General features: G+C 63.7%; 14 protein-coding genes and 1 pseudogene. 8 read left to right on the plus strand and 7 right to left on the minus strand.

The window, feature by feature from the left end; translation table 11 throughout:
- Positions 1-21 precede the first annotated feature (21 nt).
- Together CIT37_RS06915 and CIT37_RS06920 are read right to left on the minus strand one after the other, a co-directional pair.
- Positions 22-1,311: an IS4 family transposase gene (locus tag CIT37_RS06915; protein ID WP_038951373.1), complete on the minus strand. Its 1,290-nt coding sequence runs from the start codon at positions 1,309-1,311 to the stop codon at positions 22-24.
- A gap of 334 nt (positions 1,312-1,645) precedes the next feature.
- Positions 1,646-3,025: an LLM class flavin-dependent oxidoreductase gene (locus CIT37_RS06920; RefSeq protein WP_038972852.1), complete on the minus strand. Its 1,380-nt coding sequence runs from the start codon at positions 3,023-3,025 to the stop codon at positions 1,646-1,648.
- Positions 3,026-3,287: 262 nt separating this feature from the next.
- Between CIT37_RS06920 and CIT37_RS06925 the strand changes: the two genes are divergently transcribed.
- The 6 genes from CIT37_RS06925 (at position 3,288) to CIT37_RS06950 (ending at position 9,014) form a co-directional block, all read left to right on the plus strand.
- Positions 3,288-4,673, plus strand: a complete 1,386-nt coding sequence (locus CIT37_RS06925) for a M20 family metallopeptidase (protein WP_038947550.1) — start codon at positions 3,288-3,290, stop codon at positions 4,671-4,673.
- A gap of 101 nt (positions 4,674-4,774) precedes the next feature.
- Complete coding sequence (locus CIT37_RS06930) at positions 4,775-5,686, plus strand: amino acid ABC transporter substrate-binding protein (RefSeq protein ID WP_028140042.1); 912 nt, start codon at positions 4,775-4,777, stop codon at positions 5,684-5,686.
- Positions 5,687-5,801: 115 nt separating this feature from the next.
- Entirely contained in the window at positions 5,802-6,533 is a 732-nt protein-coding gene (locus CIT37_RS06935; protein WP_038947549.1) for an amino acid ABC transporter permease, read from the plus strand.
- 4 nt (positions 6,534-6,537) lie between these two features.
- Positions 6,538-7,230 (plus strand): amino acid ABC transporter permease, encoded by a 693-nt coding sequence (locus CIT37_RS06940; protein ID WP_028140044.1) that lies wholly within the window; start codon positions 6,538-6,540, stop codon positions 7,228-7,230.
- A 12-nt stretch (positions 7,231-7,242) separates the two neighbouring features.
- The gene (locus CIT37_RS06945) at positions 7,243-7,974 is read left to right on the plus strand and encodes an amino acid ABC transporter ATP-binding protein (RefSeq protein ID WP_028140045.1); all 732 of its coding nucleotides are present in this window, start codon (positions 7,243-7,245) and stop codon (positions 7,972-7,974) included.
- Positions 7,975-8,153: 179 nt separating this feature from the next.
- Positions 8,154-9,014, plus strand: a complete 861-nt coding sequence (locus CIT37_RS06950) for a D-amino-acid transaminase (RefSeq protein ID WP_028140046.1) — start codon at positions 8,154-8,156, stop codon at positions 9,012-9,014.
- A gap of 165 nt (positions 9,015-9,179) precedes the next feature.
- Here CIT37_RS06950 and CIT37_RS06955 read toward each other — a convergent pair whose 3' ends face one another.
- From CIT37_RS06955 to CIT37_RS06965, 3 genes and pseudogenes are all read right to left on the minus strand, one after another.
- Positions 9,180-9,641: a carboxymuconolactone decarboxylase family protein gene (locus tag CIT37_RS06955; protein WP_028140047.1), complete on the minus strand. Its 462-nt coding sequence runs from the start codon at positions 9,639-9,641 to the stop codon at positions 9,180-9,182.
- A gap of 27 nt (positions 9,642-9,668) precedes the next feature.
- Positions 9,669-11,281 (minus strand): annotated as a pseudogene (locus tag CIT37_RS06960) (MDR family MFS transporter).
- 117 nt (positions 11,282-11,398) lie between these two features.
- Complete coding sequence (locus tag CIT37_RS06965; RefSeq protein ID WP_038972850.1) at positions 11,399-12,580, minus strand: HlyD family secretion protein; 1,182 nt, start codon at positions 12,578-12,580, stop codon at positions 11,399-11,401.
- 289 nt (positions 12,581-12,869) lie between these two features.
- On the opposite strand from CIT37_RS06965, the gene CIT37_RS06970 reads away from it, so the two are divergent.
- Positions 12,870-13,781 carry a LysR family transcriptional regulator gene (locus CIT37_RS06970; protein WP_028140050.1) on the plus strand — a complete coding sequence of 304 codons (912 nt, stop codon included), beginning with the start codon at positions 12,870-12,872 and terminating at the stop codon, positions 13,779-13,781.
- A gap of 177 nt (positions 13,782-13,958) precedes the next feature.
- Here CIT37_RS06970 and CIT37_RS06975 read toward each other — a convergent pair whose 3' ends face one another.
- Positions 13,959-17,408, minus strand: a complete 3,450-nt coding sequence (locus CIT37_RS06975) for an indolepyruvate ferredoxin oxidoreductase family protein (protein WP_095424764.1) — start codon at positions 17,406-17,408, stop codon at positions 13,959-13,961.
- A 152-nt stretch (positions 17,409-17,560) separates the two neighbouring features.
- On the opposite strand from CIT37_RS06975, the gene CIT37_RS06980 reads away from it, so the two are divergent.
- Positions 17,561-18,016 carry an Lrp/AsnC family transcriptional regulator gene (locus CIT37_RS06980; RefSeq protein ID WP_095424765.1) on the plus strand — a complete coding sequence of 152 codons (456 nt, stop codon included), beginning with the start codon at positions 17,561-17,563 and terminating at the stop codon, positions 18,014-18,016.
- A 158-nt stretch (positions 18,017-18,174) separates the two neighbouring features.
- Here CIT37_RS06980 and CIT37_RS06985 read toward each other — a convergent pair whose 3' ends face one another.
- A complete protein-coding gene (locus CIT37_RS06985; protein ID WP_038947539.1) occupies positions 18,175-18,960 on the minus strand; it encodes a fumarylacetoacetate hydrolase family protein in 786 nt (261 codons plus the stop codon).
- Positions 18,961-18,974 lie beyond the last annotated feature (14 nt).

Genomic DNA, 18,974 nt, shown 5'->3' on the forward strand with positions numbered 1-18,974 from the left:
GCTGTCGTCCCGGCGAACGCCCTAGGGCATGCACATATCTCTGAGGCTCCATCCTGCTGCGACGGCGTTGAAGTATTCGAGGCCGTTTTTGAAGGTGATCGGGCCCGGCGGCTTGGACGATGGGTAGCCATCCCACCCGCCGAGACGGCCGATGATCCAGGCGGCCCAAGCGAGACTATCGGGCGGATGTGGGTTCTTTAGTCGCTTGCTCGCGGCTTCGAGTTGCCGGTTGAGGGCTGTGAGCGCGCCAATTTGGCCGTTGTCGAAGGCCGCGAGAATGGGCTGGCGACCACCATTGCGGGCCTGCAGAAGCTGGATGGTGATGACGGCCGCCTTGGCGGCGATCGCAACCAGCTTGAGAAGCCGATCGGCGGATCCGATCTGACTGTCTTCGAGCTTGAGGCCTTGTGTCTTCAGGATGCGGAAGAACTGCTCGATGATCCAGCGCTGCTTGTACCATTGGACGATGCGCCAGGCGTCCTCGATGCTGGTGACCTCGTGAGAGGTGAGAAGCCGCCAGTGCAGCGGCTCTATGCCGGTTTCGGCGTTAATCTCGCGCACATCGACCACCGCCAGCGGCAAGCTTTTCGGCAGATGGTGCAAGAACTTATTCTGCGGGCGGGCGAGCTCGATTGCGCCAAAGCGAAGTTCGAGGTGGGCCAGGCGAGCCGGCCGCGCGGCGCGCGCAGGCAGTTGGATCATACGCTGGTCCACCGCGGCCATGGCATCGCTGGCCTCATACAGGCTGCTGCGGTCGGCAAGCTTGCGATCATGCATGCTGCGCGCGATGACGTGGAAATGTTGCTTGGCCGAGCTGGCATAAAGGGCAAAAATATCGCTCTCGCGGTCACCCAGCACCGTCACCGCCGCGGCCTTGGTGAGCAGCGGCCTTGCCGCCACGGCAGTCGATATCCAGCGTTGCGATTCCTTGTCCGATAATTCCCGATCATCATGCGAGGTCGTGCGGCGACCTGCGCGCGTCCATATCTGCCCGCTCAAAAGCCCAAGACAGCTGCCGTCGTCGGCGTCCACAGCCAGCAGCGGGTGCAGCAGCACGCCGTGGTTATTGCCTTTGCCGATTTCTCCGAGCCCGCGCCGGCGTTGCGGCGTGGTGTTGAAGTGGATCTCGCTGGTGTCCTGGATGGCCAGCACGTGGCGGCCTTCCACGGCAGGGCCCGTGCTATTGCTCCAGCTTTCGATGATCCGATCCACCGTCACCTTGTCATGGCCAAGAAAGCGGTTGAACCGCACTTCCAGCGCGCGGTTCCCCCTGGAGAGCTGCCGAAGGCAGACAGTTTTGCCCGCAACCATGCGTTCAGCGAGCGCCGCCCCCCTTTATCGAGACGACGATCCCCGAACCGGCCCAGCGTCCAGTCAATCCGTGACAACATCGCAGCACCCCCGTCCAAACCATGGAGTGCCGCAATAGGAATCACATAGATCTCCGATTCTGGAACCCCCAGGGCGAACCCGAGTCAATCCGCCGCACCAGATATGTGCATGCCCTAGGGCGAACGCCGGGACCCATACCGCGTGATCTATCGATCGCGGCTGCTCCCAATCCCGAACGACCAATCTTCGCCAAAACTACTCCCTGGGGTTATGGGTCCCGGCGTTCGCCGGGACGACACGGCGGGTGTGGCAACTACCCCTTCCTCCCCACCCGATATCCCGCCGCCGGATGCGGCGCATCCAGCCTTGCGCGGCCGTTGCCGAACAGTTTTTCCCGCAGCGTGCCCTTTGCGTATTCCGACTTGTACCGTCCGCGCCGCGTCAGCTCCGGCACCAGCATGTCGGCAATGTCCTCGAAGTCGCCGGGCGAGACCGCAAACGCGACGTTGAGGCCGTCGACGTCGGTCTTCTCGAACCAATCCTCGATCTTGTCCGCGACCATCTCCGGCGTGCCGACCACGACAGGGCCGGCGCCGCCGATGCCGACATGCTCGATGACGTCGCGCACGGTCCAGACGCGGTCCGGGTCGCCCCGGGTGACGTTGTCGAGCGCGCTGCGACCGGCGTCGTTCTGGACGTGACGCACTTGCTGGTCGAGCTCGTAGCCGGAGAAGTCGATGCCGGTCCATCCCGACATCAACGCCAGCGCGCCTTCCGGATTGATATGCGACCGGTAGTCGGCATATTTCGCCGCAGCTTCCGCTTCCGTGTTGCCGAGGATGATTGTCATCATGTTGAACATCAGGATCTCAGCCGGATTGCGGCCGACCGCGGCGGCCTCCTGGCGGATCGCCGACACGCGCGGCCCGATGATCTTGGCCGACGGTCCCGACATGAACACGCATTCGGCGTGACGTGCCGCGAATTGCCGGCCGCGCGGCGAGGTGCCGGCCTGGTAGAGCACGGGCGTCCGCTGGGGCGACGGCTCGCTGAGGTGAATGGTGTTGTTGATGCGATAGTTTGCGCCCTCATGGTTGACGCGATGGACTTTGGCGGGATCGGTGAAGATGCCGCGCTTGCGGTCGCGCAGCACGGCGTCGTCTTCCCAGCTCCCTTCCCATAATTTGTAGACCACCTCCATGTATTCGTCCGCGATGTCGTAGCGGTCGTCATGCCCGGTCTGCTTGTCCTTGCCGGCGCCACGCGCGGCACTGTCGAGATAGCCGGTGACGACGTTCCAGCCGATCCGCCCTTCAGTGAGATGATCGAGCGTCGACATCCGCCGCGCGAACGGGTAGGGCGGCTCGAACGACAGATTGCTGGTGACGCCGAAGCCGAGATTTTGCGTTACCGCGGCCATCGCCGAGAGCAGCAGCAGCGGCTCGTTCGACGGCGTCTGCGCAGCGTTGCGCAAGGCCGCGTCAGGGCTGTTGCCGTAGACGTCGTAGACGCCGAGCACGTCGGCGAGGAACAATCCGTCGAAACGGCCACGCTCCAGCGTCCTGGCAAGATCGATCCAGTAGGGCAGGCGGTTATACTCGGCGGTGCGGTCGCGCGGATGGGTCCACAGGCCTGGCGACTGGTGCGCGACGCAATTCATCGCAAAGGCATTGAGCCTGATCTGCTTGGCCATGATCGTTCCCCGGCGCTCTATACTGAGCGCTCTTCGAATGGTAGATGTGCACCCGAACTTGGCGAAGTTCTTGCATATAACCTGCGCTTGGCAAGGCCAAAATCAGCGGGCTGCCGCCTTTGGCAAGCCAATCTCAAGAGAGCAAGAACGAAATCCCAAGAGAACTACAAGAGAAGTACAAGAGCTATCCAAGTCCCTGCCACTTTCGAAGGCCACCCTGTCTCGGGTAGGGTCCTTCGCCTCGAAGTCCGAAAAGAAAATCATGACCAGAGCCGACGCCATCGCCCGCGCCCGTGAGGATTTCAAATCCGGTGCGTTCCTCGCTGAACTCGACCGCCGCGTCGCCTTCAAGACCGAAAGCCAAAATCCCGCGCGCGGCCCCGAGCTGCGCGCCTATCTGGAACAGGAGATGGTGCCGGCCTTCGCGGCGCTCGATTTCACCAGCCGCATCGTCGAGTCCCCGAGTGGCAAGTCGCCGTTCCTGTTCGCCGAGCATCACGAAAGCGCCTCCGCGCCGACCGTGCTGATCTACGGCCATGGCGACGTCGTCGACGGCATGGAGGGCGAGTGGCGCGAGGGCCGCGATCCCTGGCGCACGACGGTTGCCGGCACGCGGCTCTATGGCCGCGGCACCGCTGACAACAAGGGCCAGCACAGCATCAACATGGCGGCACTCCGCGCGGTGCGCGACGCCCGTGGCGGCAAGCTCGGCTTCAACGCCAAGTTCATCGTCGAGATGGGCGAGGAGATCGGCTCGCCCGATCTTGGCAAGGTCTGCGACCTCAATCGCGATGCGCTCAAGGCCGACCTGTTCATGGCCTCCGACGGGCCCCGTTTGTCCGCCGACCGCCCGACGCTGTTCCTGGGATGCCGCGGCGGCATCCGCATTCATCTGGATGTGAACCTGCGCGATGGCGGCCACCATTCCGGCAATTGGGGCGGCGTGCTCGCCAACCCCGCGACCATCCTGGTCAACGCGATCTCGACGCTGGTCGACGGCCATGGCCGCCTGCAGCTCGACGCGCTGAAGCCGCCGCGCCTCAGCAACCAGATCCGCAGCTATCTCGCCGACGTGCAGGTGGTGCCGACCGAGGACGAGCCGGCGCTTGCCGAGAACTGGGGCGAGGAGGGGCTGTCGGCCGCCGAGCGGCTTTACGCCTGGAACACGCTGGAAGTGCTGGCGATGTCATCGGGCAATATCGAGAAGCCGGCCAACGCCATTCCGGGCCATGCCAACGCCGTGCTGCAACTGCGTTTCGTGGTCGGCACCGAGGTCGGCGGCCTGATCGAGGCGGTCCGCGCGCATCTTGTCCAAAAGGGCTTTCCGATGGTCGAGGTGCGGGCGGCGCAGAGCTTTGCTGCGTCGCGGACCGATTTCGACAGCCCCTGGATCAAATGGGCGGCGGATTCGGTGAAAGAGACCACGGGGAAACCGCCGGCGGTGCTGCCGAACTTCGGCGGCTCGCTGCCCAACGACGTATTCTCTGAGATCCTGGGTCTGCCGACGATCTGGGTCCCGCACTCCTATCCCGGCTGCTCCCAGCATGCGCCCAATGAGCACATCCTGCTGCCATTGACGGAAGAAGCCTTGACGGTGATGGCCGGCCTGTTCTGGGATCTCGGGGAATTGCCCAAGCCGCTGACCTGAGCCCATTAACCTCTGCCGCAAGCCAGCCGAAAGTCACATTCTAATCCGGCCCAATCTGTGCTTGCATCCGGGCCGCATCATCCTGAAAGGGGACCAAAAAAGTGAAACATTTCCGTAGCATTGGGCTCGCGCTCGCCGCGACCTTCGCCGTCAGCCAGGCCGGGGCCCAGGAGCTGACAGGCACGCTGAAGAACATCAAGGACACCGGCGCCATCACGCTGGGCTTCCGCGACTCCTCGATCCCCTTCTCCTATCTCGACGACAATCAGAAGCCCGTCGGATTCGCGATGGACATCTGCTACAAGATCGTCGACGCCGTGAAGAAGGAGCTCAAGCTCGACAAGCTCGAGGTCAAGCTCAATCCGGTGACGTCGGCGACCCGTATCCCGCTGATGGCCAACGGCACCATCGACCTCGAATGCGGCTCGACCACCAACAATGCCGAGCGCCAGAAGCAGGTCGCCTTCACCAACACCCACTTCCTGACCGCCAGCCGCTACGTCTTCAAGAAGTCGAGCGGCCTGAAGTCGATCGACGACCTCAAGGGCAAGACGGTGGTCTCGACCGCGGGAACCACCAACATCAAGCAGCTCACCGAGGCCAACGTCGCGAAAAGCCTCGGCGCAAACATCATCCCCGCCAAGGACCACGCCGAAGCCTTCCTGATGGTCGAGACCGACCGCGCGGTCGCCTTCGTCATGGACGACATCCTGCTCGCGAGCCTCGTCGCCGGCTCGAAGTCGCCGGATGACTACGCCGTCTCCAAGGACGCGTTCTCCAAGCCCGAACCCTACGGCATCATGCTGCGCAAGGACGACGCCGCCTTCAAGAAGGTGGTCGATGCGGCGACCGCTGCGCTCTATACGTCAGGCGAGGCCCAGAAGATCTACGACAAATGGTTCACGGCCAAGATCCCGCCGAAGGGCCTCAACCTCAATACGCCGATCTCGGCCGAGCTGAAGAACGAGTTCGCGAAGCCTTCGGACTCGCCGAACCCGGACGACTATAAGTAAGATAACCTCGATCTTTCGATCGGGATCATGTCCGGCCACTCTTGACACAGGGGTGGCCGGACATTTGCATAGGCGGCCAGGATATCTCTGACTGGCGCGTTCGCGCGGGGGACACGTGAACTATAACTGGAACTGGGGAATCTTTTTCCAGCCGAACCCGATGGGGACGGGCACCTATCTCGACATGCTGCTGTCGGGCCTGGTGCTGACCCTGAAGACCGCGGCGTTGGCCTGGGTCATCGCGCTGATCACCGGCTCGCTCGTCGGCGTCATGCGCACGCTGCCGTCGAAGGGTGCGAACTGGTTCGGCTTCGCTTATGTCGAATTCTTCCGCAACATGCCGCTGCTGGTGCAGCTGTTCCTGTGGTTCTTCGTGCTGCCGGAACTGCTGCCGAAAGGCGCCGGCACCTGGCTGAAGCAGCTGCCGAACGCGCCGTTCTGGACGGCGGCGATCGGCGTTGGTTTCTTCATGTCGGCGCGCGTCGCCGTGCAATTGCAGGCCGGCATCGGCTCACTGCCGCGCGGGCAGAAGATGGCGGCGACCGCGCTGGGTCTGACCACCGCGCAGGGTTATCGCTATGTGCTGCTGCCGATGGCGTTCCGTATCATCCTGCCGCCGCTGACGTCGGAGTTCCTCAACACCATCAAGAACACGGCGGTCGCTATCACCATCGGCCTGCTCGAGTTGACTGGACAGGCGCGCTCGATGCAGGAGTTCTCGTTCCAGGTGTTCGAGGCCTTCACCGCCGCGACGCTTCTCTACCTCCTCGTCAACGCCGTCGTCGTGACCGCGATGCGCTTCCTCGAGCGCTGGGTCGCAATCCCCGGCTACATCACGGGGAAATAGCGCCATGTTCGGCAATCTCGATTTCGACGTCATCCGCCGCGCGCTGCCCTATTTGTTCTACGAGGGCATGACGTTCACCCTGACGCTGACGGGGCTCGCAGCTCTCGGCGGCCTGGTCTTCGGCACGGCGCTCGCGCTGATGCGGTTGTCCGGCTTCAAGATCCTCGGCCGCATCGCCGGCGTCTATGTCGACTTCATGCGCTCGCTGCCGCTGGTGCTGGTCATCTTCTGGTTCTACTTCCTGGTGCCCTATATCGGGCAATGGCTGACCGGCGCCTCGCGCCCCATCAGCGTCGGCGCGTTCGCATCCTCGCTCATCACCTTCATCATGTTCGAGGCGGCGTACTTCTCCGAGATCATGCGCGCCGGTATCCAGTCGATCTCGCGCGGCCAGCCGGCCGCGGCCAGCGCGCTGGGGCTGACCTACGCCCAGACCATGCGCTACGTCGTGTTGCCGCAAGCCTTCCGCAACATGCTGCCGGTCCTGATCACGCAGACCATCGTGCTGTTCCAGGACACCTCGCTGGTCTACGTCCTCTCGATCACGGACTTCCTGGGAGCGGCGAGCAAGGTCGCGCAGCGCGACGGGCGCCTCGTCGAAATGTACCTGTTCGCAGCTGTCGTCTACTTCACCATTTCCTGTATCGCGTCCTTCGGCGTCCGTCGCCTCCAGGCGCGCATCGCCATCATTCGATAGAGCGTGTCGGTCATGATCGAAATCAGCCACGTCAACAAATGGTACACTCCGAGCTTCCAGGTGCTGACCGATTGCACCACCAACGTCACCAAGGGCGAGGTGGTCGTGGTCTGCGGCCCCTCGGGCTCGGGCAAGTCGACGCTGATCAAATGCGTCAATGCGCTGGAGCCGTTCCAGAGCGGCGACATCAGCGTCGACGGCACCAAGGTCAACGATCCCAAGACCAATCTGCCCAAGCTGCGCTCGCGCGTCGGCATGGTGTTCCAGCACTTCGAGCTGTTCCCGCATCTCAAGATCATCGACAATCTCTGCCTCGCGCAGCAGAAGGTGCTGGGCAGGTCGTCTGACAAGGCGGTGACGAAGGGCATGATGCTGCTGGATCGCGTCGGCCTGAAGGAACAGGCGCAGAAATTTCCCGCGCAGCTTTCCGGCGGCCAGCAGCAGCGCGTGGCGATCGCGCGCGCGCTCGCCATGGACCCGATCGTGATGCTGTTCGACGAGCCGACCTCGGCACTCGATCCCGAAATGGTCAGTGAAGTGCTCGACGTCATGGTCGATCTCGCCCATGAGGGCATGACCATGATGGTCGTCACCCACGAGATGGGGTTTGCCCGCAAGGTGGCGAATCGCGTGATCTTCATGGACCGCGGCGAGATCGTCGAGGACGCGGCGAAGGACGATTTCTTCGGCCAGCCGCGCAGCGACCGCGCGCAGAAGTTCTTGTCGAAGATCTTGTCGCATTAGCCGGTCGTCATCCCGGGGCGCGCGTAGCGCGAGCCCGGGATCCATACCCCGATGGTGGTTATGGATTCCGGGCTCATTCGCTGCGCGAATGCCCCGGAATGACGGATGAAGGGTTTATCGGGCGCGCCAAATCTCCTATACCGAGAGCCAAATCCCCCTTTCTCCCCAGGAGACCTGCCTTGGACCCGATCGCCTACGTCAACGGCTCATTCGTCCCGCTCTCGGACGCCAAGATCTCGGTCCTCGATCGCGGTTTTCTGTTCGCCGACGGCATCTATGAGGTCTCGGCCGTGCTCGACGGCAAGCTGGTCGACAACGCCTCGCATCTGGCGCGGCTGGAGCGCTCGGTCGGCGAGATCAGCTTGAGGCTGCCGGAGACGCTCGAACGCATCACCGAGCTGCAGAAGGAACTGATCGCGCGCAACAAGGTCACAAGCGGCCTCGTCTATCTCCAGGTGACGCGCGGCGCCGACAAGGGCCGCGACTTCCCCTTCCCCAAGGGCGACGTCAAGTCGAGCCTGGTGATGTTCACCTCGGAAAAGGACATCATCAACGCCGCCTCCGCAAAGACCGGCATCAATGTCATCACGGTGCCGGATATCCGCTGGGAGCGGCGCGACATCAAGAGCGTGGCCCTGCTGGCGCAGGTCTTGGCAAAGCAGGCGGCGGCCGAAGCCGGCGCCGGCGAAGCCTGGATGCTGGAAGACGGATACGTCACCGAGGGCGGCTCATCCTCGGCGTTCATCCTGACCAAGGACGACGTCATCGTGACCCGCAAGAACTCCAACGCGATCCTGCCGGGCTGCACCCGCAAGGCCGTGGTGGCGCTCGCCGAGGAACGTCAGCTTCGCGTCGAGGAGCGCTCGTTCACGGTGGCCGAGGCGCTGGCTGCAAAGGAAGCTTTTGCCACCTCGGCGTCACTGTTTGTCCAGCCCGTGGTTGCGATCGACGGCAAGAGGATCGGCGACGGCAAGCCCGGCCCGATGGCGACGAGATTGCGCGAAATCTACGTGGAGTTCGCCAAGGCGACGGCGGTCTGAGCCGCGTACCGCTGCCGTAGGGTGGGCAAAGGCGCACTTGCGCCGTGCCCACGTCTCTCTCGCTCTAGCTGACAGAAGGTGGGCACGCTTCCGCCTTCGCTCTACGAGCTACGGCGGACAAGTCGCTTTGCCCACCCTACGAGACCTGCCTCGGGGCGCGCCCCTTCACGCCGCCGACGCCTTCACCTTCACCGGATGAACCGCGCGGAACGCGATCGCGATCCTGTTCCAGGCGTTGATGGCGCCGATCAGCATGGTCAGGTTCACCGTCTCTTCCTCGGAGAACTGCGCGCGGACCTGCCCGTAGACGTCATCAGGCGCATGCGTCTGCGCGATCAGCGTGACCGATTCCGTCCAGGCCAGCGCGGCGCGCTCGCGATCCGTGTAGAGCGGGGATTCGCGCCAGGCATCGAGCAGGTAGATGCGCTGCTCGGTCTCGCCGCGCTTGCGCGCGTCCTCGGTGTGCATGTTGATGCAAAAGGCGCAGCCGTTGATCTGTGACGCCCGGATCTTGACGAGCTCGATCAGCGATTTCTCGAGCCCCGTGGACTGGATCTGCGTCTCCAGCGCCATCAGCGCTTTGATCGTGTCCGGCGCGGCCTGATAGTAGTTCATGCGGGGTTTCATGGTCGTTCTCCTTGCGGCTGGGTTGAGTCAGTGGGCACCACCGGCTGAGGTCTGGCCGGGCTTCTTCAGGAACAGGACCGCGGCGAGCGCGACGATCAGCGCCATGCCGAGCAGATAAAACGTGTCGCTGAAGGCGAAGATATAGGCCTGCTTCTGCACGATATGGCCAATCGCGACATAGGCGCGATGCGCCGCATCCGCACGGTCGAGGATGCCATGATTGACGAAATATTGCGTGAGCTGTTCCAGCCGTGTGCGGGTGGCCTGCTCGAACACCGAGACCGACTGCATCAGCACGTTGGAGTGATACTGCTCGCGCTTGGTCAGCACGGTCTGGAGCAGTGCGATGCCGACGGCGCCGCCGAGATTGCGCATCATGTTGAACAGGCCCGAGGCCGAGCCCGCGTTCTCCGGCTCGATGCCTGATGTGGCGACCGCCGACAGCGGCGCCATCACCAGCGCCTGGCCGATGGCGCGGACGATGTTGGGCCACAGCAGCTGGTCGGCGGCGTAATCATTGGTCATATAGATGTTCATGAAGTTGGAAGCCGCGAACAGCACGAAGCCGATGCCGATGATGATCCGCGCATCGAACTTCTGCATCAGGCGCGGCACCAGCGGAATCAGCAGGAGTTGCGGCAATCCAGTCCATGCCAGCACCATGCCGATCTGCTCGGAATTGTAGCCCTGGATGCGCGACAGATATTGCGGCAGGATGAAGACCGAGCCGTACAGCGCGATGCCGAGCAGGAAATTCGCGAGCATGCCGAAGCCGAAATTGCGGCGGACGAGCAGGCGCAGGTTGAGGAGCGGCTTCTTCACCGTGAGCTCGATGATCAGGAAGGCGGTCAGCGCGACGGCCGCGATCACTGACAGCCTGACGATGAAGGTCGAGCCGAACCAGTCGTCCTTGTTGCCTTCCTCCAGCACGGTCTGGAGCGCCGATAGCCCGATCGCCATGGTGACGATGCCGGCCCAGTCGCCGTCGCGCAGCAGCGCCAGCTTCATCGGCTTGGGCTCGAGAGCGTACCAGAGCATGCCGACCATCACCGCGCCGGGGACGAGGTTGACGTAGAAGATGTACTCCCAGCCGAAATTCTCGGTGAGATAGCCGCCGATGGTCGGGCCGATCGCCGGCGCGAACGTCGCCGACAGCGCGAACAGCGCAAGGCCGACCGGCTGTTTTGCGCGCGGCAGCAGCGTGATGATCAGCGTGAACGCCATGGGAATCAGGACACCGCCGGTAAATCCCTGCACGGCGCGCAGCACGATCATCTGCGGCAAATATCCTGCGCCAGTGCGCAAGCCGCCGAGAGAACCAGGAACAGGACCGCGTTGGTCAGAAGGTAAATCCGGATCGAGAACACCTGCGCCAGCCAGCCGGAGAGCGGGATCACCACGATTTCGGCGATCAGGTAGGAGGTCGAGATCCAGCCGCCGTCGTCGATGCCGGCGCCGATCGCGCCCTGGATGTCGGCGAGCGAGGCGTTGACGATCTGGATGTTCAGCACCGCCATGAAGGCGCCGAGCGTCGCGCCGATCACCGCGACCCAGGTTTTTGCGGATACGGCCGGCGTGGTCGGAGCTGCGGGGGCGGTGAGATTGGCGGCGGCGTCGACGGTCGGTTGCAGCGTGCTCATGGAAGCCTCGTCTCGGGTACGGAGACAGGATGCGTTCGGCGAATGGTTTCGATCATCGATGAAGTTGTGGAAGGATCGTCCGGCAGGATTTGATAATCCCGCCGACGCCTTCCGGCTTCAGCCGCCGTTCGGGCGGGACGTGTTGTCGGCGAGGCGCTTCGCCGTCTCGCGCTCGGCCAGCACCGCCTGCTTGGTGTCGACCGTCGGCACCGCCGACATGCCGGGGCGCAGCAGGCCGGTGAGGCTGTGGTCGTCGAGCACGATCTTCACCGGGACCCGCTGCACGATCTTGGTGAAATTGCCGGTGGCGTTGTCGGGCGGCAGCAGCGCGAATTCGAGCCCGCTTGCCGGCGACAGGCTGTCGACATGGCCGTGCAGGGTTCGATTGCGAAAACTGTCGACATGCAACTCGACCGGCTGACCCGGCCGCACATGCGTGAGCTGGGTCTCCTTGAAGTTGGCGACCACGTACACCGCATCGAGCGGCACCACCGCCATCAATTGCGTGCCGGCTTGCACGTACTGGCCGACGCGCAGCGAGCGGGCGCCGACGGTGCCCTCGACCGGCGCGGTGATCTCGGTATAGGACAGGTTCAAGGCCGCCTGCTGCGCGACAGCGCGGGCCCGTTCGAGCTGGGCCGCCGCCTGGGCGCGCTGGGTGGTGAGCACGTCGATCTTGCGCTGCGCGGCCAGCAGGCCGAATTTCGCGTGCTGCAATTGCGCGCTGCTCGCGCGTAGCGCCGCGTCGGTCTGCTGCGCGCGCTGGATCGTGCCGGAGCCGGTCTTCATGAGGTCGTCGTAACGGGCGCGCTCTTCCTGCGCGAATTTCAGGTTGGCGTCGGCAGCGGTGACATCCGCCGTGCTCTGCTCGATGATCGGCTGTTGCAGTTCGAGCTGGGCATCGATGTTGCGCACCGAGGCTTCGCCCGCGGCGACGTCGGCTTTGGCCTGGTCGAGCGCCGCCTTGAAGTCACGATCGTCGATCTTGGCCAGCGCCTGGCCGGCCTTCACCTTTTCGTTGTCACTGACCAGCACCTTGGCGATGTAGCCGGAGATTTTTGGCGCGATGATCGTGGAGTCGGCCTTCACATAGGCGTCGTCGGTTGTCTCGAGGTAGCGGCCGTTGGTCCAGTAGTCGTGCCCGTAATAGACAGCGGTTGCCGTGCCCGCGAGGAGCGCGAGCGCCAGCGCCGCGCGCCGCACCCTGTTCCGGAGCGGGATAGTCGGCGGCGGCTTGGTGCTATCGGGGGTGATTTCAGTTGCCTGCTGAAAAATCTCGGCGCGGGGCATCTCGGACATGGACGTCTCCTATCGGCGTACCGAGACTATTGGTCTTTCTGGGCCGGGTGATAATCGGCGAAATGCTGGAAGGATTATCCATCGGGGCTGGATAATCCGGCTGGTTGTAATGTCTAGCGGGCCAGACCCGCGCCTGCCCCAGAGCGATTGCCGCGCCCGTCGAGCGATTTGCGCTAACGTATGCGTCCTGCTGGACCCGAGCCTCCAAGCCGGACGAACTCCAAGTTTTTGATAGATAATCGGGGTGAATTCATTGCGATTATCCATCAAAGGCGGATAATCCGCTGCCATGGATCGATTGACCAGCCTCGAAGTCTTCAGCCGGGTCGTAGAGACCGGCGGCTTCTCTGCAGCCGCCCGCAAGCTCAACATGTCGACCACCATGGTGAGCAATCACGTTCAGGCGCTGGAAGACCGGCTCGGGGTGAGGCTGCTTCAGCGGACCACGCGCAAGGTCAACCTCACCGAGATCGGCAAGGCCTATTACGACCGCTGCGTCCAGATCCTCGCCGACATCGAACAGGCCGACGATATCGCCGGCGAATTGCAGTCGGTGCCCCGCGGCACGCTGCGCATCCACGTCGCCACGCATATGGTGCAGTTCGTCGCGCCTGTGGTGGCAAAGCTTCTGTCGACCTATTCGGAGCTCAAGATCGATCTGCGCATGGGCGAAGGTGACGTCGATCTCATCGAGGAAGGCTACGACGTCGCCTTGCGCATGACCTCGCCGCCGGATTCAAGCCTGATCGTCCGCAGCCTCGCCACCTGGCGTCACGTGCTGTGCTGCTCGCACGATTATCTCGAGAAGCACGGCCGGGTGCAGAAGCTCGACGAGCTCGCCGCGCATAATTGTGGCCGGCACCTGAACTATCCGTTTGGCGATGAATGGCGCTTCCTGGATCGCAAAGGCGCACCGGCCTCCGTACGCATCTCGGGCAGCTTCGTCACCAATAGCGGGGAAGCGCTGCGCAAGGTCGCACTGGAGGGGGCCGCAATCTGTCTGATGGCGGGATTTCTCATTCAGGACGACCTCGAAGCCGGTCGCCTCGTGCGCCTCTTGCCGGAATATCGGACGATCGAGCTGTCCATGAACGCGGTCTATCCGCATCGTCATCATCTGTCGGCGAAGGTCAGGACCTTCATCGACCTGCTCGCGCACCACAGCGCCGAGCAGCAAAAGCTGATCAATCCGTATTCATGAGCGACGTCGGCAGTGCCGTAGGGTGGGCAAAGGCGCAACGCGCCGTGCCCACCATCTCCATGAATTCGAAAAGAGGTGGGCACGCTTCGCTTTGCCCACCCTACGATTCCATCAGCGTGGCGGCGGCAATCGTCTGAACGCGTTGTCCAGAACCATGCCGATTGGGAGCAGCCGGCGTCAACCGGTGGCGTGCATCCTCGCCGGCGACGGTGTGTCGAGTTCGGTGAGCAGTCGCTCGACGTCGGCCTTCACCTTCCCGATCGCGGCGTCCTTGACCGGGCCGTAGCCGCGGATTTCCATCGGCGCTGTTGCGATTGCGACGAGACCTGGCAGATGCGCCGCATCGAGCCCGCCGAGCATCCGCTCGATCAAGCCTTCGTACCAGGCGATCAGTTCGCGCTCGGTGCGCCTTTCCCAGGTGTAGCCGAATGGATCGAACGGCGTGCCGCGTAGTCCCTTCAAGCGCGCGAGCATGGCCAGCGGCATCTGGATCCATTGGCCGAAGGCGCGCTTGCGCGGACGCCCACGTGCGTCGCGCCGCGACGGCAGGAAGGGCGGGGCGAGGTGATATTGGACTCTGAAGCCATCCTCGAATTCGCGCTTCAGCTCATCGAGGAATCCGCCCTGCATGTGCAGGCGCGCCACCTCATACTCGTCCTTGTAGGCCATCAGCTTGAACAGGGCCCGGGCGACGGCCTCGGTCAGGGCCTCGCTGTTCAGGACAGCTTCGGCGCGGCGGACCCTTGCGACGGTCGCCCGGTAGCGCGCCGCATGGGCGTCGTCCTGATAGGCGGTGAGGAAATCGGCGCGACGCTCGATCATCTGGTCGAGCGTCTCGGCCCTGGGCGCATCGTCCACCCTCGGCAAGAAGTCCGAATCGGCGGCCGCAATCCGGCCCCAGGCAAAGGCCTGCTTGTTGCGTTCGACGGCGACGCCGTTGAGCTCGATTGCGCGCAGCAGCGCTTGCAGCGAAATCGGCACCAGTCCGCGCTGCCAGGCAAAGCCCAGCATGATGATGTTGGCATAGACGGCATCGCCAAGCAGCCGTTCCGCCAGTGCGTTGGCGTTGATGGTACTGAGATCGCTCTCGCCGATGACTTGGCCAATGGCACGCAGGCGCGCGGGGGAGGCGAGATCGGCGTCGCGAAAGCGGACCACGTCACCGGTCGGCATCTCCGCGGTGTTGACCGCGGCGCGCGTGCCGCGGTGGTAGGTGCCTGAGGCTTTTGGCGAGGAGCTCACCACGAGGTCGCAGCCGATCAGCGCATCGGCTGCGCCCTGGTCGATACGGACCTGATGCAGAGCCGCGGGGCTCGCGGCGAGGCGGATGTAGCTCAGCACGGGCCCGAACTTCTGCGCAAAGCCGGTGAAGTCCAGCACCGAGACGCCGCGGCGTTCGAGGTGCGCGGCCATGCCGATCAGCGCGCCGACAGTAATCACGCCGGTGCCGCCGACGCCGGTGATGAGCAGATCGTAGGGACGGTCGAGCGTTGCCGTCGCGGGCAACGGAAGTGTGGCGGCCCGACCAACCGCGTCGATCTGGCTCGCGCCCTTCTTCCGGCGCGTCGCGCCTTCGACGGTCACAAAACTCGGGCAGAAACCGTTGAGGCAGGAAAAATCCTTGTTGCAGGCTGACAGATTGATCTGGCGCTTGCGGCCGAACGGCGTCTCCTTCGGCTCGACGCTGAGGCAGTTGGATTCCACCGAGCAGTCGCCGCAGCCCTCGCAGACGAGATCGTTGATATAGGCGAAACGCTTGGGGTCGGCCATCTGCCCGCGCTTGCGCCGGCGTCGCTTCTCCGTGGCGCAGGTCTGTTGATAGATCAGGACCGAGACGCCGGAGATATTGCGCAGCTCGCGCTGCACGGCATCCATCTCCTCGCGCGGATGAAGGGTGACGCCGGCCGGCAGGTCGGCAGGCGAGAACTGTGCGGGATCATCCGACACCAGCGCGATGCGCGCCACACCTTCGGCGCGGACGCTGTGGGCAATGGCATGAACGCTGATGGGACCGTCGACCGGCTGGCCGCCGGTCATTGCGACGGCATCGTTGAACAGGATCTTGTAGGTGATATTGGCCTTGGCGGCGATCGCCTGCCGGATCGCCATCGAGCCGGAGTGGTAATAGGTGCCTTCGCCGAGGTTCTGAAAGATGTGCTTGTGGCCAGTGAAGCGTGACGAAGCCGCCCAGTTAACGCCTTCACCGCCCATCTGGATCAGCGACGAGGTCTCGCGGTCCATCCAGCTTGCCATGAAGTGACAACCGATGCCGGCCAGCGCCTTGGAGCCTTCAGGTACCTTTGTTGATGTGTTGTGCGGGCAACCCGAGCAGAAATACGGCGTGCGCGTTGCGCCAGCGACGTTGATGGTGCGTGCGGCCTCTGGCATCAGGGCGGCCGCGCGTGCGGCGAGATTGAGGCCTGGAAACATCGGATCGAGCCGGCGCGCCAGCACGCCTGCGAGCGCGCGAGGCGACAATTCGCCGATCCAGGAGATCAGCCTTGCCCCGGTTTCATCGTGCTTGCCGACCATGCGCTCCGGCTTGCTGCCAGGATAGTCGTAAAAATATTCCTTGAACTGGCTCTCGATGATGCCGCGCTTCTCCTCGACCACGAGGATCTCGCGCTTGCCTTTCACGAAGTCCATGGCGTCATGCAGCGCCAGCGGCCAGACCATGCCGACCTTGTAGACGTCGATGCCGATGCTGCGGCAGGCGGCCTCATTGAGCCCCATTAGCCGCAGCGCCTCCATCAGGTCGAGATGGGCCTTGCCCGTGGTGACGATGCCGTAGGTGGCGCTGGGGATGTCGTAGATGTGACGGTCGATCGGATTGGCCTTGGCGAAGGCGTAGACCGCGTGCTTCTTCGCCTCCAGCCGCTCCTCGATCTGCGGGCCCGGCAAATCGGGCCAGCGGTAGTGCAATCCATCAGGCGGCGGCGTGAAGTCGGGCGTGCGGAAGTGGCGGGGCGGCTGTAGCGCGACGGACGCACCCGACTCGACGATCTCCGAGATCGCCTTGAAGCCGACCCACATGCCGGAGAAGCGACTCAGCGCATAGCCATATTCGCCGAACGCGAGGTATTCGCTGACGCTCGCGGGATGCAGCGTCGGCATGAACCAGCTCATGAAGGCGACGTCGGACTGGTGCGGCATCGAGGAGGAGACGCAGCCATGGTCGTCGCCGGCGACCACCAGCACGCCGCCATGCGGCGAGGAGCCGTAGGCGTTGCCGTGCTTCAGCGCATCGCCGGAGCGATCGACGCCCGGGCCCTTGCCGTACCAGAGGCCGAACACGCCATCGACCTCGCGATCTCCTTGCGTCTCGACCTGCTGCGAGCCGAGCACCGCGGTCGCGGCGAGGTCCTCGTTGACGGCGGGGAGGAATTCGACACGGTCCCGCTTCAACCGCTCCTGGATGCGCCAGAGCTCGAGGTCGATGCCGCCGAGCGGCGAGCCGCGATAGCCCGAGATGAAGCCGGCCGTGTTGAGGCCGCTGGCCCGATCGCGCCTGACTTGATCGAGCGCGATGCGGACGATGGCCTGTGTGCCCGTGAGGAAGACGCGGCCGTGTTCGCGATCGTAGCGATCGGAGAGTTCGTAGGGGTCGAGTGACGGAAAGGCGTCCATGCGGACCTCCCGCGGCATCCTTGCCGAATGAGCGGAGGGTAGGCCCTGATGGTTGGTAGGTCTTACCTATCTTTCCCAGCTGCAACCAGATTCTGGTAAGTTATCCCGAACTAGGCTATCATGCGGTAGAATAAACCGAATTGGGTCGATCGATGATCGAAGACCAGGACGCGCGGATTCTCGCTCATCTCCAGAAGGATGGCCGTGCCACCAACCAGCAACTGGCGGACGAGGTCGGCATGTCCACGTCGGCCTGCTGGCGCCGGGTGCGCGCGCTGGAGGAGGCCGGCATCATCCAGGGTTACGCGGCGCTGGTCGCGCGCGAGCTGGCGGGCTTTGCGATGTCGGCCATTCTCCACGTCTCGCTGGAACGGCACGACGCGAAGTTCGTCGACGAGTTCGTCGCGCGGGTAACCAAACGCCGCGAGGTGCTGGAGTGCTTTGCGACCACGGGCGATGCCGATTATCATTTGCGCGTCGTCGTGCAGGACATGGCCGCCTACAACAGATTCCTCGACGAGTTCATGTTCCGCATTCCCGGCATCCGCTATGTCCGCAGCAACGTGGTGTTGAAGGAGATCAAGTCGAGCGTGGCGCTGCCGTTTTGACATGCGGGAGGTGCCGGAGGGTGGGCAAAGGCGCATAGCGCCGTGCCCACGATCCCTCCATGATCGAGAGAGGTGGTGGGCACGCTTCCGCCGTCGCTCTTCGAGCTATGGCGGACGAGTCGCTTTGCCCACCCTACGGCACCGGTGCTACGGGGCTGCTATTGCCCCTCCCGCACAAACCTGTTCCGCAACGTCCCGACACCGGTGATGTCGATCTCCACGACGTCGCCGTGCTTGATGTCGGGCGAGGCACCGTCCGTGCCCATCCAGATCACGTCGCCGGGCCACAAGGTAAAATACTTGGTCAGTTCGACCAGGAACGGCACCACGCCAAAGATCATGTCGCCGGTAGCGAAGCGGTTGGTCTCCTTGCCGTTGACCCGGACGATCGTTTCCATCTGTTCGAGATCGGCCTCGGTCTCGATCCACGGCCCCATCGGCTTGAACGTGTCGGCGTTCTTCGAGCGCCACAGGCTGCGGTCGGCCTTCTGCCAGCTGCGCTCGCTGACGTCGTTGCCGATGGTGTAGCCGAACACGCAATCCATCGCGGTGTCTTCGGTGAGATGTTTCACTTTCTTGCCGATGACGACGACGAGCTCGCCCTCGTAATGGATTTTCTCCGTCGCGAAAGACGGGATCACGACCTCCTCGTCATGTGCGATCAGCGCGTTCTGCGCGCGATAACCGATCTCGGGGCGATCAGGCACGGCCGGCACTTCGCCACGCTTGTCGGCGGCCTCCTTCAGATGCTTCAGATAGTTGAGGCCGACGCAATAAAAGGTGCGCGGGATCAGCGGCAGCTCGATCTTGACCTGCGGCAGCGAATGCGTGCGCGAGGTGCGCTGCCATTCACCGAAGGGATCGCCGTCGACTGTGATGACCTTGTCGCCCTCGATGATTCCCCACGATGTCTTGCCTGTCTCAGTGAACTTCAGCCAGCGCATGTTGTGTACCCGCC

The organism is Bradyrhizobium ottawaense, assembly GCF_002278135.3.
Classification (GTDB): Bacteria; Pseudomonadota; Alphaproteobacteria; order Rhizobiales; family Xanthobacteraceae; genus Bradyrhizobium; species Bradyrhizobium ottawaense.